We start from the raw sequence: 14,525 nt of genomic DNA on the forward strand, positions 1-14,525 counted from the left end.
AACTAGCGGCGATAGTTTTCCGGCGCCAGACACATACCGGGAGGGGCGGGCCTCACCGGGTCGCGGTGAGGTGGGCGAACACCACCACGTTGCTCGTGTAACCGGTGCGCCTGCTGTACAGGCCCCCGCAGGTGAGCACGCGCAGCTCGGGGCGGCGGGAGCGGCCGTACACCTCCTTGTCGGGGAAGCCGGACCTGTCGAAGACCTGCACCCGGTCGACGGTGTAGATCGCGGTGCGGCCGTCCGCGCGCCGGGCCTCGATCTGCTTGCCGGGCTTGATCTGCGGGAGGGCGGCGAAGACCGCCGGCCCGGTCGGGGTGTCGCGGTGGCCGACGGCGATCGCGGTGCCCGCCTCGCCCGGGGTGGCGCCGCCCTCGTACCAGCCGACGGCCTTCGGCCGGTCGAAGGGCGGTGTCTCCAGCTGTCGGTCGCGGCCGAGCCGCACCCCGGTGACCGGGGCGTCGATGCCGAGGGAGGGGATGCGCACGGAGGTGGGCCGGGACCGGGACAGCGGGCGGGCGGTGTCCGGCGCGCCCCGCCCGTCGGGGCCGGCCGGTCGTGCCCCCGCGGCCGCGACGCCGGTGCGGTCCGGGGCGTCGTCGTCCCCGCACCGGCCGATCAGCGTCACCAGGACGGCCGCGAGCACGACCGTCCTGGTGAGGCGGTAGGCGCGGGTCCGGTACCAGGGCCTGCGTCGGCGCCTACGCCGCGCCATGGGGCCGCCGGCGGTTCAGCCGGAAGTACACGACGGAACCCACCGCGACCAGGCCGACCGCGGCGGCGGCGCCGACCGGGGAGAACGCGGCCGCGGTGTCGATGAGACCGCCGCCACCGGCGTGCACCCCGCCCTGCGGGCCGCTGTGGTCGCCGCCGCCCTGCCCCCAGGAGGCGTCGTTGTGCTGCTGCTGTTGCTGCGGGTGGTCCTCGATCTGCCCGGGCGCGCCCGGGGCACCGTTCTCGTGGCAGTTGACCCGGAAGACCTTCTCCTTGAGCGCGCCGGCCACCGCCCAGGTGATCCGGTACTGGCCGTCGGCGAGGCCCAGCGGGTCGGTGTGCCCGGCGCCGCCGGCGAGCTGGATGGTGCCGGTGACGGTGGCGGCCGTGGGCAGCGGGGGCTGGGGGGTGATGGTGTAGGCGATGACGGGGAGCACATCGAAGTTGACGGCGTCGAGGTAGAACCTGCACACCGTCGGGTCGTCCTTCGAGACGCCGAAGGGTGTGCCGACCCGGTGGACTCTGATGTCGCCGTTCTCCCCCTGGGCCATGGCGGTCGGTGCCGCCACCCACGACGCGCCCGCCGCGGCGAGTGCGGTCAGGACGACGGTGGCACCGGCGCGGGTACCGGCGGTGCGTGGGAACGTACGGGTGGGCATGCGCGTTTCCTCCGAGTCAGACGATTTTCATACAAATCGATCTCGTCTGGACTCTGCCCAATGCGCTCGGCGGCCGACGGCAGCGCCGCCCGACGCGCCGCCAGATATCCCCCTGCCGGCGCAACGCGTTCCGTCGGCGCCGCGCCGGGAGACCGGGGGCGGCCCGACGGGGACGGCGTCGAGGGGCGCGCCGCGCCGACGGCAGGGCGCGGAGACCATCGTCGGGAGCCGGCCGGGGGCGCCGCCGGGGGCGGTGGCGGCGTGCGCCGAGCGGGCGCCCGGACGACCGTGACGCGGACGGTGCCCGCTCACCACACCGCGCGCGGGCATGAGGGGGCTCCGCCGCGCGCCGACGAGGGCCGGGCCGCAACTGCGCTCCACGGGCACGGCTTTGAGCGGCCGCGGGAGGGCACGGGCGCCGGGGCCGAGCCCGTCGGCCGGTCGGCGTGCCGGTGGGCTGCCGTGCGCGCCGCCTCAGTCGAGCAACCGCCCGAGATACGCCCGCAGCAGCTCGCGCGTCTCGTGGATGATCGCCTCGTCGCCCTCCGGGTCGAGCCGGAAGGCCAGTTGGACGAGGCTGTCCGCGCTCTCCACGGCGACCAGGAAGGCCCGGCGCAGTTCGTCGTCGGGGGTGCGGTCGAGATAACCGGCCAGCAGTTCCGAAAGCCGGTCCGCCACCCGGCTGTTGGGCTCGGCCTGGCGGACGCCGACCGGGATCTGGTTGCCGAAGTCGACCAGGGAGAAGCCGGGCGCGGTGCGCTTCATCGCCAGGTACTCGTCCAGCACGACGTCCATCGCCACGCGCCAGTCCCCCGCCGCGGCCCGCTCCAGCCGCCCCGTGACGTGCTCGATGAACAGTTCCAGGTTTCGCTGGGCCAGGGCGTCGGCCATCTGCCGCTTGTTGCCGAAGAACCGGTACACGGAGCCGATGGGCACGCCGGCGCGCATCGCGACGGCGCGGGTGCTCAGGCCGTCGTAGCCCACTTCGTCGAGGAGTTCGGCGCAGGCGTCGAGGATCCTGGCCAGCCGTTCGGCGCTGCGCCGCTGAACGGGCGCGCGGCGGAGCGAGGTCGCGTGGGGCACGGGCTTCATGATGCCTTTCCGCCGGGGTCCGGTGAACCTCGTCCCAGGGTACGGAGAAGCGCGCCCGGCCCACTCGGCCGCGGACCCCGGGCGCTCAGCCGCCGGTCACCGGGTCCACGGTGGCGGTGGACGGCCGGGGCGACGCCGGCGGCCGGGTGTCCGACACCGTTATGTCGGCGGTGCTCTGGACCGGCTTGCCGTGCACGGCCCACACCGTGCCGTCGTCGGCGTACAGCCGTGCGGTGACGTGGTGCGTGCCGTGCGGGACGAGCCGAGCGGGCAGGCGGTAGCGGGGGGTGTGCAGCCGGGCGACGCGCCGGCCGTCCACGAAGAGGCAGGCGAGCCCGCGCCCGGTCACCGCGGCGGGCCGCGCGCCGGGGGCGGAGACCCGGAAGTGGCGGAAGGTCAGGCGTACGTCCCAGCCGTCGGCGGAGTCCGGGGTGACCTCCACCTCGACCTTGGGGGCCTCCTTGCCGCCGGCCTCGCGCAGATGGCGGCCGGCGCCGTCGGTGCCGGACAGCACCTCGCCCACCGGCGAGGGCGACTCCGCCGCCCCGCTCGCCCCGCCCCCGTGCGCCGTGCCGCCCCCCGCGCAGCCCGCCGCACCGAACGCAAGGCCCACCGCGAGCGCGGCGAGCCGTCTCCGGGTCCCCTTCGTCCACGACATGCCCGGAGCGTAGAACACCGGGACCGCGCCGGAAATCCGTCCCAGGTCTGGTTCCCCGCCCACGACGGAGGGACGAGGGCACGGATCGGGCGCGAAGACGGCCCGCCCTCTTGCGCCGCACCCCGCGTATTCCTACGGTGTGGCATAGGAATGAGTGGGTGCACTCAGCGGCGCGAAGGAGCGTGGGGGCGATCATGAGCGGGGACGCGCGGAAGACGGCCGAGGGACTGTCGTACCTGACCGGGTTCGGCAACGAGCACGCCTCGGAGGCGGTGCCGGGCGCGCTGCCCGAGGGCCGCAACGCGCCCCAGCGCGCACCGCTCGGCCTGTACGCGGAGCAGCTCAGCGGATCGGCGTTCACCGAGCCGCGCGCCCACAACCGCCGCTCGTGGCTGTACCGGATCCGCCCGTCGGCCGCGCACCCGGCGTTCACCCGCACCGCCAACGGGTCGCTCCGCACGGCGCCGTTCACCGAGACCGTGCCCGACCCCAACCGGCTGCGCTGGAACCCGCTGCCGGCGCCCGCCGCCGGAACCGACTTCCTCGCGGGCCTGTGGACGCTCGGCGGCAACGGCGACGCGACCCAGCGCACGGGCATGGCCGTGCACCTGTACCACGCCAACGCCTCCATGGAGCGCGTCTTCTCCGATGCCGACGGTGAGCTGCTGATCGTGCCCGAGCACGGCGGGCTGCTGCTGCACACGGAGTTCGGGCGGCTGCACGTGGAGCCCGCGCACGTGGCGCTGGTCCCGCGCGGGGTGCGTTTCCGGGTGGAACTGCTGGACGACTCCGCGCGCGGGTACGTCTGCGAGAACTACGGCGCCCCGTTCCGGCTGCCCGACCTCGGCCCGATCGGCGCCAACGGCCTCGCCAACGCACGGGACTTCCGCGCGCCGGTCGCCGCGTACGAGGAGACCGAGGGCCCGGTGGAGGTGGTGAACAAGTTCTGCGGCAACCTCTGGACGGCGACGTACGACCACTCGCCGCTCGACGTGGTGGCGTGGCACGGCAACCATGTGCCGTACGTCTACGACCTGCGCCGCTTCAATGTGATCGGCACCATCTCCTACGACCACCCGGACCCCTCCATCTTCACGGTCCTGACCTCCCCCTCGGACACTCCCGGCCTGGCCGGCGTCGACTTCGTCGTCTTCGCGCCGCGCTGGCTGGTCGGCGAGGACACCTTCCGGCCGCCGTACTTCCACCGGAACGTGATGAGCGAGTACATGGGCCTGATCGAGGGCGCCTACGACGCGAAGGCGGAGGGCTTCGTGCCGGGCGGCGGCTCGCTGCACAACATGATGTCGGCGCACGGCCCGGACCGGGAGACGTTCGACAAGGCCAGCGCGGCCGAGCTGAAGCCGCAGAAGATCGACGACGGTCTCGCCTTCATGTTCGAGACCCGCTGGCCGGTGACGCTCACCCCGCACGCGGCCCGCGCCGACCACCTCCAGCGGCGCTACGACGACGTGTGGCACGGCCTGGAGCGCAACTTCCGCGCGTGACACGCGTGTTGCGCCCGTTGCTCCCGAACGGTACGGATATCAGCGTGACCTCCTTCGCCCCGGACTCGATCGTCCTGAACCGCAAGCTCCCGCTCTGGTATCAGGTGTCGCAGTCGCTGCGCGCCTCGATACTGGGCCGCTCGCCCGCCGACCCGCTGCGCCTGCCCACCGAGGAACGGCTGGCGGAGCACTACGGGGTGAGCGTGCTGACCATGCGGCAGGCGCTGAAGGAGCTGGAGGACGAGGGGCTGATCAGCCGGCACCGGCGGCGCGGCACGTTCATCGAACCCGATGCCCGGCGCGGCGCCCCGGTGCGGTTGCTGGGCTCGGTGGACGCCATCGTGGCCCAGCAGTCCGGGATGACCACGAAGCTGCTGAGCCACGGTCCGGCGCCGGTGCCGGGCGGGCTCGTCGACTGCTTCCCGGGGCTCACCGAGGTGGCCACGTACCACCGGCTGCGCAGCGACGAGAAGACCGGCGAGCCGACCAACCACGCGGTGAACCACGTACGTCCCGAACTCGCCGCGCGGATCGACCCGGACGATCTGCTGCGCTGGCCGATGACGAAGGTGCTGCGGGACCTCGTCAAGGCGGACATCTCCCGGATCACGGACACCGTGGAGGCCCGGCTCGCCGACCCGGAGACCGCCCGCCTCCTCCAGGTTCCGCTGCTCAGCCCGATCCTGCACTACACGGGCGTCACCTACGACACCGCCGGCCAGGTGCTGGACGTGGCGGTGATCCACTACCGGGGCGACCGCTTCTCCTTCACGGTGACCCTGGACGCCACCTGACCCGGCCGGAGCCCTCGGCCCGTACGATGCCCTGCGTGCCGTACGACGACGACGCTCCGCTGCTGGCGGACCTCATGCCGTGGTCCGTCGCACCGCTGCGGCCGGGCCGCGCCTGGCCGACGGCGCCCGACCCCGCCTCCCTGAAGGCCCGCTGGGACGCGCTGCTGAAGGCCGAACTCCCGGACCGTGAGGCGCTGTTCGAGCCGACCAGGGCCCGCACCCTGCACTCGGCCGTGCCCCAGTTGCCCGGCCGGTCCGCCGGCACCCGGCGCCTGGCCCGCGCGGAGGACCCCTGCGCGGAGCCGGTACGCGTCCTCGCGGGCCCCTTCGACGAGCAGTGGCTGATCCCGGACCACCGGCTGCTGGACGCGGCCCGCCCGGAGCTGTGGCGCGTGGCGGACGCCCACCAGGTCTTCGCCGTGACGACGCCCGACGAGCGGCACCCTGTCCTGGCCGCCTCCCTTCTGCCCACCCTGCGCACCGGCCGCGTCCACCCCCTCTACCGCCGCCCCGGGGGCGCGGAGCCCAACCTGGCCCCGGGCCTGCTGGACCTTCTGTCGGACCGCCTGGGCGTCCGGGTCGCCCCGCTCGACCTCCTGGCCTGGGTCCTGGCCACCGTCCGCCCCGGGCACACGGTCCCGCTGACCGACGATCCGCGGCTCTGGTCGTCCGGTGTGGAACTGGGCCGGCGCACGCTGTGGCTGATGCGCCGCGACGGCGAGCGCCCCAAGCTGCCCGGCGGCCGCCGCCCCTACGTCCGCGCGCCCCTGCCGCCCCGCCCCCGGACCCTGCGCTACGACCCCGAGGAGGAGACCCTCCACCTGGACGAGGGCCGTATCTCCCCCGTCCCCGCGGCGGCCTGGGGGTACGAGCTGAACGGCAGCCGCGTCCTGGAGGCGTGGTTCGCCGCGCGCACGGCTTCGGCCGCCCCCGGCACGCTGGCGGCGATCGGCCCGGCGACCTGGCCCCAGCCCTGGACCTCGGAGCTGCTGGAGCTGATCACGGTGCTGGCGCTGCTGGCCGAACCGCGCCCCCGGCGAGCCGGGCCGGTGCCTTGTGCGATCACGGTGGCGGACCTGCGCCGGGCGGGCGTCCTGCCGCCGCCGCGGGCCGCCCGCCTGCCCGCCTCGGTCCTGGATCTGCCCGAGGAGGGCCCGGAAGGGCAGTTCGCCCTGCTGTAGCGGCTCGGGCCGGACCTCCCGGGGGCACCGGGCAGCCCCCCTAACGCGGCTCGTACGCGTCCAGGATCCGTCCGAGCGCCCGCTCGAAGACCGCCTCCATGTCCACCGGCCCCGAGGCCTCCGCGAACGCCGCCGCCATCCTCGGGTACGCCCCGGACGCGACCTGCCGGGCCAGGTAGGCCCCCCGCACCGCGGTCTCCTCCTCCTCCGACCACGGCAGCGACCGCACCCGCTCCGCGGTGTCCAGCTCGTTGCGCACGTACGTCGTCACCACGCCGTTGACCATGGCGATGAGCTCCAGCTTGGTCCCGTAGGGGGCCTTGAGGGGTTCCAGACAGGCCAGACAGTGCTCCAGGTACCGCAGGGTGTGCGGGCTGAACCCGTGGACCGGTGACATCAGGCGCGGCAGCCACGGGTGCCGGTGCATCAGCGCCCGCGTCTGACGCGCCACCCGCATCAGATCCGCCCGCCAGTCGCCGCACGGCTCCCACAGGACGTGTTCGGCGGCGACCGCGTCGACCATCAGCTCGTACAGGTCCTCCTTGCGGGGGACGTAGTTGTACAGCGACATCGTGCCGCACCCCAGCTCCGCCGCGACGTGCCGCATGGACACCGCGTCGACCCCCCGCGCGTCGGCGATGCGGACGGCCGCCGCCGCGATGTCGTCGCGGGTGTACGCCGGCTTCGGCCCCCGCCCGGTGCGCTCGGGGCGCGCCCAGATCACCTCGGGGACGGCCCCTCGGACTGCCATCGGTCATCACCTCGGCCACCATCGTAGTTACGTACACCGTACGGAGTGCGCTATGGTCGACGCATGCCAACTACGTACGCTGTACTTAGTGAAGGTCTGGAGAAGCGCTTCGGCGCGGTGACCGCCCTGCGCGGCCTCGATCTGGCGGTGGCCCGGGGCACCGTCTGCGGGCTGCTGGGCCCGAACGGCGCCGGGAAGACCACCGCGGTGCGCCTGCTGAGCACGCTGCTGCGGCCGGACGCCGGGTCGGCGCGGATCGCGGGGCACGACCTGGTCCGCGAGGCCGCCGAGGTGCGTCGCCGGATCGCGGTCACCGGGCAGTACGCCTCGGTCGACGGCGATCTGACCGGCCGGGAGAACCTGCGGCTGTTCGCCCGGCTGCACCGGGTGCGCGGTCCGGCCACGCGCGCCGACGAACTGCTGGCGCGCTTCGGGCTCGCCGAGGCCGCGGACCGCAGGTCCGCCACCTACTCGGGTGGCATGCGCCGTCGCCTCGACCTCGCGGCGAGTCTGATCGGCCACCCGGAGGTGCTCTTCCTGGACGAGCCGACCACCGGCCTCGACCCGGCCGGCCGCGCCGGCATCCGGCAGGCGGTGCGCGAACTGGCGGCGCGGGGCACGACGGTGCTGCTGACCACCCAGTACCTGGAGGAGGCCGACCAGCTCGCCGACGACATCGCCCTGATGGACCGGGGAAGGATCGCGCACACCGGTTCGCCCGCCGAACTCAAGGCGCGGATCGGCTCGTTCGCCGAGGCCGTGGTCGCCGACCGGTCCACCCTGGACAGGGCGGCCGCCGTCCTGGACCGGCTCACCGGCCGCGAGCCGGTGTTCGACCACGAGCGGGACTCCGTGGGCGTCCTCACCACCGACCCGACGCTCACCCTGCCCCGCCTGGTGCGCGAACTCGACGCGGCGGGCGTGCCGCTGCTCGACGCGCGTCTGCGCCCGCCCACTCTGGACGATGTGTTCCTGCGGCTGACCGGGGCGGCGGCCGCCGAGACCGGGGAGCGTGCCGCGTGAGCGCGTTGGCGTACGACGGACTGGCCATGGCGGGACGGCAGCTGCGCCGGGTGCGCAACAGCCCGGGGCTCGCCGTGCTGACCCAGCTGATGCCGGTCAACATGCTGCTGTTCTTCGGCTATGTCTTCGGCAGCGCGATCGCGATGCCCGGCCGCGAGTACCGTGCCTTCCTGGTGCCGGGGCTGCTGGTCGCGACCGCGGCGGGCGGCTTGATGACCGGCATGTTCCAGGCTGCCGCGGACACCCACCGGGGCGTGACGGACCGGTTCCGGTCGCTGCCGGTGAGCCGGGCCGCGGTACCGCTCGGGCAGGCGGTCGCGGACCTCGTGGTGACGACCGCCGGGACGGTGCCGCTGCTGCTGGTGGGGCTCGCCGTGGGCTGGCGGATCGAGGGGTCGGCGCTCGCGGCGGCCGGCGCGGTGGGGCTGCTGCTGCTCTTCCGGTTCGCCTGCACCTGCGCCGGGATCTTCCTGGGACTGCTCAGCCGCAGCGAGGAGGCGGCCGGACAGCTCGGTGCCTCCTCCTTCGTGCTGCCGCTGCTGTCCGACGCGTACATCCCGACGGACCATCTGCCGGGCTGGCTGCGGACGCTCGCCGAGTGGAACCCGATCAGCGCGGTGACCACCGCCCTGCGGGACCTGTTCGGCAACGCGCCCGTGCCGCCCGGCGCGGCCTGGCCGGTGGCGCACCCGGTCGCCGGGTCGCTCGCCTGGAGCCTCCTGCTGGTCGCGGTGTTCCTGCCGGCCGCGGTGCGCCGGTACGGCGGCGAGTGAGCTGGGACGTACTGACAAACCCGCGGGGCAGGGGAGATCATCCACCACCGCATGGACCAGCAGCCGCTGCCCTGGGCGGGCATCACCGTCGTCACCCGTGCGACAGGCCGTGGCCGCTCCGCGGTGTCGTAGCCGCGCGCGAGGTCGCCCCCGTCCACCCGCTCCACCTTGGCGACCCGGGCCCCGAGTTCCGCGAGCTGTCGGGGGCCGGCCGAACAGGTCGTGCGGCGAACGGAGTCGGGCACCGATCCGATGTTCGCGAGGAACGCCGCGCGGGTCGCGCGCCGGGCGGAGCCGGACGGCCTGGTGGCGCGGGCGCTGGGCGCGTCGGGGAGGGACGAGGCCGTCGCGCGGCTGGAGGAGGCGGGCATCGCCTGTGCGCGGCTGCGGGATCCGCGCGAGCGGCGGAGCATCCGCAACGGGCGGCTCGTGAGCGGTGGCGTCAGGTGGGTTCGCCGGTGGGGCCGTTGCGGGCGCTGCTGCCTCCGGATCACGCTGCCGGGCGGGAAGGAGGCTCGGATGGGCGACGTGCCCGCGCTCGGGCGGCACACCGGGGCGCTGCCGCGTGCCGTGGGGATGACGGACGACGGGGTCGCAGCGTTGCGCAGGGACGGTGTGGCGGCCTGAGCGCGGGCCCTGGACGGGGGTCCGGGACCGCCGGTTCGCCCGGTGAGCGCCGGGTGGGCGCTCAAAGGGGCCGATCAGTGACCGAGGCGGGGCCGGTCAGGCCGGTCGCGGGTCGGTCGGGCGGGGCGAGGGCGCTCCGCGACCGCCTCGCGGCGGCCTCAGTGGCCGCTTCGGTGACCGCCGAACAGCGAACGGCGCAGCCGGCGCAGCGGCGCGAAGAGCGAGACCCGGCCGACCCGCGCGCGCCGGTCGCTGTGCCCCCGCCTGGTGTCGCGCGCCGTCAGCTCCCGCATCAGCGAGGTCGCCTCGACGGTCTTCTGCTGCGGTATCGCGGGACCGCCCAGCACCGCCAGATGACGGTCGAGGCGCGAACTGGTCGCGCTGCTCCCGCACGTGATCGCAGGGACCCTGGCCCTGCTGCGCACTGTTATCTGTTCCATGTCACTCCCCACCCGTACGAGTCCACCCGGCCCGGGCAGAGTAACCCTATCTCCCCACTGGGGCACACGTGTATCTCGCCCACGGGATTCACCTTCCCCGTAAGGGGGTTGATCAACCCTCGGTGACTACTCTCCGAATGCGACCGGTTTCAGGGCGAGTTGGACAACCGGCTGGCCGACGGCTCGCGCCCGGTCGGCCGTCGGGCCCGACGGTCACGGCGCGTGACGCCCCACCCGGGCGCCCGCCCCGCGCCGGCCGGGGGCGCGCCGCCCCGGCCGGGAGTCCCGGGGCGCCGATCGACCCCCGGCGATACGGAAGCGGTCACTCCATGGACCCGGCGGCGGACCGGCCGCGGCAGGTGCCGGCCGGCGGTCCGGAACGTGGGCCATCTCACGCACCCGACGGCACGGTGGCGGGGTCCCGCCCGGCCGGGGCCCCGCCACCGCACACGGGCCCGTCCGCCGCTTCGCCGTGCCGCGGCGGACGAGCCTGGGAAGTACCGGGAGTTCACATCGATGCCGTGGGTCCGTCCGCTGGTTCACTCTGAAGGGCGGGCCCGGTGCAGCCCCGTGCGGGGCTCACCCGTTCGGGTCAGCCGGCCGCGTTGGTGAGCGCCGGCAGGTAGCCGCCCGACTGGCCGGCGGCGGTGGGGTGGTAGGACTCGGTGACGTCGAGGACGTTGAGGCTGTGCAGCCAGGAGTCGCCGGAGCAGATCTCGTGGCTGGCGAAGGCGGAGCGGACGTCACCGAAGACGAAGCCGTGGGCCTGGACGCGGGACTGGATGGTGCCGTCCAGGGTGTCGGCGGCGTTGTTGATGGCCGACCGCTTGGTGTCGGACAGGCCGAGGCACGTCTGGCCGAGCAGGTAGAAGCGCGGGTAACCGACCACGACCACCCGGGCGTTGGGCGCCTTGGAGTGGATGGCGTTGTAGACGTTGTCCAGCTTCCCGGGCAGCGTGTTGGTGATGTACGAGGTCGCGGTGGAGATCCGCGACAGACAGGTGCTGTCGGAGCTGAGTACGCAGGTCTGCATGACGTCCGCGAAGCCGGCGTCGTTGCCGCCGATGCTGATGGACACCAGCGAGGTGGACGAGTTGAGGGAACCGAGCTGGTTGGCCAGCACGTCGTCGGTCGTCGCGCCCGAGCAGGCGTTGAAGGCGAACGAGGCGGGCTTGTGCGCGGCGTTCCACAGGTACGCGGCGGCGTTGGTGCTGCGGTCGCAGTCGCCGCTGGAGCTGATGTAGCTGCCGGCGCCGACGCCGGAGGCGTAGGAGTCACCCAGCGCCACATAGCCACCGCTGTTGCTGGCCGCCTGTGCCGACGCCGCCTGCGTGAAGCCGAGGCCGAGGGCGAGGAGCAGCGGGGCGACGAGACCGGCGAGTCTGGAACGTCTCATGGAACCTCCCGAGTAGCAGGAACTCTGCGACAACTTGAGTAGCAACTACGCGCGTTGACTGGAAGTGTTCATGCCAAGAATTTTTGACTCTCCATAAGACCGACGCCAAAGGTTTACCGCCCATCTATTGCGCGTACATGCCAAGTGTGGTGACAAGGCGTCAGCCGTCCCCGACGGAAGGGGTTTCCGGGGACCGACACATCCGCGGAACACCCGGGACAAGCGGTGGAAATGCCGTGCGCGGAGGGCATCGGTGGCGGATCATGGCGGCATGCCTGCCAACCCGCACGACGCTCTGCCGATCCGGCTCCACGTCGACGATTCCGACTCGCCGTCCGACGTCGTCGACGCGCTGTTCCTCGGCCGTTTCGCGACGGGCGAGCAGCCGTACTCGCACGCGGCGAACATCGACCGCGTGCGCTCCGGCGCGACCCTGCTGCCCGAGGGCGCCCAGGTGCTGCGGGTCGCCCGGGACGACGACCGCAGCGCCACCCTCGCCGAGGGCGACGGATGGACGCTGCTGGTCTCCCGCTGGAACCGGGGCGCCGACGTCACCGTGACCGCGACCAGCCCCGAACTGGCCCAGCGCATCCTCGACCTGGCCACGGACGGCGCGGCGGACGAGCCCGAACCCCAGCCGGAGAACGTGACCATGGGGTTCTGGTACGTCTCCCCGCGCCGCGGCCCGCACCGCACCACCCGGCAGATCTCCGCGGGCACGTGGTCCGAGATCCGGCCCAACTACACCGCGCCGGTGGCCGAGGCGATGGACCGGCTGATGAAGACCACCCCCGAGGACATCGCGGGCCGCCTGCTGCTGCTGCACGGCCCGCCCGGCACCGGCAAGACCTCAGCCCTGCGCACCCTGGCCCGCTCCTGGCGCGACTGGTGCCAGGTCGACTGCGTGCTCGACCCCGAGCGGCTCTTCTCCGACGTCGGCTATCTGATGGACATCGCGATCGGCGAGGAGGACGGCACGGGCAAGGGCCGCTGGCGGCTACTGCTCCTGGAGGACTGCGACGAACTGATCCGCGGCGAGGCCCGGCACACCGCGGGCCAGGCGCTGTCCCGGCTGCTGAACCTCACCGACGGCCTGCTCGGCCAGGGCCGCAACGTCCTGGTGGGCGTCACCACCAACGAGGACCTGGAGCGGCTGCACCCCGCCGTGGTCCGGCCGGGCCGCTGTCTGGCCCGTATCGAGGTCGGCCCGCTCACCCGCGACGAGGCGGTGAACTGGCTCGGCACCGAGGAGGGCGTCGGCCGGGAGGGCGCCACCCTGGCGGAGCTGTACGCGCTGCGCCGGGGCACCGCACCGACCTCGGTGCCGGGCGCCCGCACCGGCGCGGACGCGGGTCTGTACCTGTAGTGCTTTCATGAAGGCGTGACCTTGTTCGTCGGCACCTCGGGGTGGCAGTACAAGGACTGGCGGGGCCTCGTCTATCCGGCCGGGGTCCCGGCGCGGCTGTGGCTGGAGGAGTACACCCGTCTCTTCGCGACGGTGGAGATCAACAACGCGTTCTACCGGCTGCCGTCGTACGACACCTTCGCCGCCTGGCGGGTGCGGGTGCCGCCGGACTTCGTGGTCGCGGTCAAGGCCAGCCGGTTCCTCACCCACATCAAGCGGCTCAAGGACCCCGAGGAGCCGGTGCACCGGCTGATGACCCACGCGGCGGGCCTCGGTGACCGCCTCGGCCCGGTCCTGCTCCAGCTCCCGCCGACCCTGCGGGCCGACGCGGACCTGCTGGACGCCTGTCTGGCCCGCTTCCCGGCCGGTACGAGGGTCGCGGTGGAGCCCCGCCACGACTCCTGGTGGACACCGCGGGTGCGCGAGGTGCTGGCCGCCCGGGGCGCGGCCCTGTGCTGGGCCGACGTCCTGGCCCGCCCGGTCACCCCGCTGTGGCGCACCGCCGACTGGGGCTACGTCCGCTTCCACCAGGGCCGCGCCCGTCCCTGGCCCCGCTACGGCCGGCGCTCCCTGGAGACCTGGGTCGACCGCATCGCCACGAACTGGCCCGACGGCGAGGACGTGTACGCCTACTTCAACAACGACCCCGGCGGCGCGGCGGTGGCGGACGCGGTGGCCTTCGCACGGGCGGCGAGGAAGGCGGGCCTGTCGACGACACGGACACCGGAGCCGGCGGCACACCGGTAGCGCGGGCTCGGTTTCCCGGCCGTCCGATGGTCCCGGTATCCGGGAATCTGACGCGCTGTCCGCGATCCTGTCTGCTGCCCCCCATGGCTGAAGCGCCGACGGCGCGTCCGCCACCCCGGGCGGCGGCTTCGAACTCGACTTCGGGGCCGTCCACGTGAAGGCGCGGAACATCACCGAGCGCGTCCAGCTGCTGCTCGCCTCGACGCTCTTGGTCGCCGTCCTCGGGGTGCCGGCCATGGGCATGTGGTCGATGGCACGGGACTCGCGCCGGGACGGCGGGGAGGACGACCAGGGTCGGCGCCGGTCCTTCGGCGTGGGGCGGCCGGGGCGCCGCGGCCGCGCGTCGCCGCGTGAGCGCCGGGTGTCCCGGCCTTTTCAGCCCTCGTACGCCGCCCGCAGCGCGTCCCGTACCGCCGCCAGCGCCTCGTCCTTCCCGAGCCCCAGCCGGTGGGCCCGGTCGGCGTAGGCCTGCGCGGCCAAGGACGCCTCGCGCTGCGCGGCCGACCCGGCGGCGGCCACGTACGTGCCGCGGCGCCCCCGGGTCTCGATCACCCCGTCGCCCTCCAGCGCCCGGTACGCCTTGGCCACCGTGTTCACCGCGAGCCCCAGGGACTCGGCCAGTCCCCGCACGGTCGGCAGCCGGTACCCCACCGGCAGCACCCCCGACCGCGCCTGCTCGGAAATCTGCGCCCGCACCTGCTCGTACGGGGGCGCGCTGTCATCGATGCGGATCTTCAGGCTCACGGCCCCGATTCTCCCG

Annotated in this window: 16 protein-coding genes; 8 read left to right on the forward strand and 8 right to left on the reverse strand. The window is 73.9% G+C overall.

Annotated elements, in window-relative coordinates; genetic code table 11:
- Nucleotides 1-52: 52 nt before the first annotated feature.
- The 4 genes from ACSP97_RS08580 to ACSP97_RS08595 form a co-directional block, all read right to left on the reverse strand.
- The gene (locus tag ACSP97_RS08580) at nucleotides 53-715 is read right to left on the reverse strand and encodes a class F sortase (RefSeq protein ID WP_388313533.1); all 663 of its coding nucleotides are present in this window, start codon (nucleotides 713-715) and stop codon (nucleotides 53-55) included.
- Nucleotides 702-1,373 (reverse strand): hypothetical protein, encoded by a 672-nt coding sequence (locus tag ACSP97_RS08585; protein WP_355152901.1) that lies wholly within the window; start codon nucleotides 1,371-1,373, stop codon nucleotides 702-704. The genes ACSP97_RS08580 and ACSP97_RS08585 overlap by 14 nt, the downstream gene beginning before the upstream one ends.
- A gap of 474 nt (nucleotides 1,374-1,847) precedes the next feature.
- Nucleotides 1,848-2,465, reverse strand: a complete 618-nt coding sequence (locus ACSP97_RS08590) for a TetR/AcrR family transcriptional regulator (protein ID WP_355328219.1) — start codon at nucleotides 2,463-2,465, stop codon at nucleotides 1,848-1,850.
- An 85-nt stretch (nucleotides 2,466-2,550) separates the two neighbouring features.
- A complete protein-coding gene (locus tag ACSP97_RS08595) occupies nucleotides 2,551-3,123 on the reverse strand; it encodes a hypothetical protein (protein ID WP_355328217.1) in 573 nt (190 codons plus the stop codon).
- 194 nt (nucleotides 3,124-3,317) lie between these two features.
- Between ACSP97_RS08595 and hmgA the strand changes: the two genes are divergently transcribed.
- From hmgA to ACSP97_RS08610, 3 genes are read left to right on the forward strand one after another with little or no spacing between them, the layout of a single operon-like run.
- Complete coding sequence (gene hmgA, locus ACSP97_RS08600; protein WP_355152906.1) at nucleotides 3,318-4,628, forward strand: homogentisate 1,2-dioxygenase; 1,311 nt, start codon at nucleotides 3,318-3,320, stop codon at nucleotides 4,626-4,628.
- 44 nt (nucleotides 4,629-4,672) lie between these two features.
- A complete protein-coding gene (locus ACSP97_RS08605) occupies nucleotides 4,673-5,422 on the forward strand; it encodes a GntR family transcriptional regulator (RefSeq protein WP_355152908.1) in 750 nt (249 codons plus the stop codon).
- A 26-nt stretch (nucleotides 5,423-5,448) separates the two neighbouring features.
- Entirely contained in the window at nucleotides 5,449-6,603 is a 1,155-nt protein-coding gene (locus tag ACSP97_RS08610; protein WP_440556989.1) for a type ISP restriction/modification enzyme, read from the forward strand.
- Nucleotides 6,604-6,643: 40 nt separating this feature from the next.
- Here the strand turns inward: ACSP97_RS08610 and ACSP97_RS08615 are convergent, their stop codons facing one another.
- Entirely contained in the window at nucleotides 6,644-7,354 is a 711-nt protein-coding gene (locus tag ACSP97_RS08615) for a TetR/AcrR family transcriptional regulator (protein WP_355152910.1), read from the reverse strand.
- A 63-nt stretch (nucleotides 7,355-7,417) separates the two neighbouring features.
- Between ACSP97_RS08615 and ACSP97_RS08620 the strand changes: the two genes are divergently transcribed.
- From ACSP97_RS08620 to ACSP97_RS08630, 3 genes are all read left to right on the forward strand, one after another.
- Nucleotides 7,418-8,377, forward strand: coding sequence for an ATP-binding cassette domain-containing protein (locus ACSP97_RS08620; protein WP_440556991.1), 960 nt, complete (start codon nucleotides 7,418-7,420; stop codon nucleotides 8,375-8,377).
- Nucleotides 8,374-9,150, forward strand: coding sequence for an ABC transporter permease (locus ACSP97_RS08625; protein WP_355530368.1), 777 nt, complete (start codon nucleotides 8,374-8,376; stop codon nucleotides 9,148-9,150). The genes ACSP97_RS08620 and ACSP97_RS08625 overlap by 4 nt, the downstream gene beginning before the upstream one ends.
- Nucleotides 9,151-9,372: 222 nt before the next feature.
- Nucleotides 9,373-9,777 carry a CoA transferase gene (locus ACSP97_RS08630; protein WP_440556992.1) on the forward strand — a complete coding sequence of 135 codons (405 nt, stop codon included), beginning with the start codon at nucleotides 9,373-9,375 and terminating at the stop codon, nucleotides 9,775-9,777.
- A gap of 158 nt (nucleotides 9,778-9,935) precedes the next feature.
- Here ACSP97_RS08630 and ACSP97_RS08635 read toward each other — a convergent pair whose 3' ends face one another.
- Both ACSP97_RS08635 and ACSP97_RS08640 read right to left on the reverse strand, forming a co-directional pair.
- The gene (locus ACSP97_RS08635) at nucleotides 9,936-10,217 is read right to left on the reverse strand and encodes a hypothetical protein (protein ID WP_146465408.1); all 282 of its coding nucleotides are present in this window, start codon (nucleotides 10,215-10,217) and stop codon (nucleotides 9,936-9,938) included.
- 592 nt (nucleotides 10,218-10,809) lie between these two features.
- A complete protein-coding gene (locus ACSP97_RS08640; RefSeq protein WP_355152915.1) occupies nucleotides 10,810-11,613 on the reverse strand; it encodes an SGNH/GDSL hydrolase family protein in 804 nt (267 codons plus the stop codon).
- Nucleotides 11,614-11,884: 271 nt separating this feature from the next.
- Here ACSP97_RS08640 and ACSP97_RS08645 point away from each other — a divergent pair, with 271 nt between their 5' ends.
- Entirely contained in the window at nucleotides 11,885-12,979 is a 1,095-nt protein-coding gene (locus ACSP97_RS08645) for a DUF5925 domain-containing protein (RefSeq protein ID WP_355530365.1), read from the forward strand.
- 15 nt (nucleotides 12,980-12,994) lie between these two features.
- Entirely contained in the window at nucleotides 12,995-13,765 is a 771-nt protein-coding gene (locus tag ACSP97_RS08650) for a DUF72 domain-containing protein (protein ID WP_440556995.1), read from the forward strand.
- A gap of 375 nt (nucleotides 13,766-14,140) precedes the next feature.
- On the opposite strand, the gene ACSP97_RS08655 is transcribed toward ACSP97_RS08650, so the two are convergent.
- Nucleotides 14,141-14,509 (reverse strand): GntR family transcriptional regulator, encoded by a 369-nt coding sequence (locus ACSP97_RS08655; protein ID WP_355328201.1) that lies wholly within the window; start codon nucleotides 14,507-14,509, stop codon nucleotides 14,141-14,143.
- Nucleotides 14,510-14,525: the final 16 nt, after the last annotated feature.

The organism is Streptomyces sp. SCPE 10, from assembly GCF_051980735.1.
GTDB lineage: Bacteria > Actinomycetota > Actinomycetes > Streptomycetales > Streptomycetaceae > Streptomyces > Streptomyces misionensis.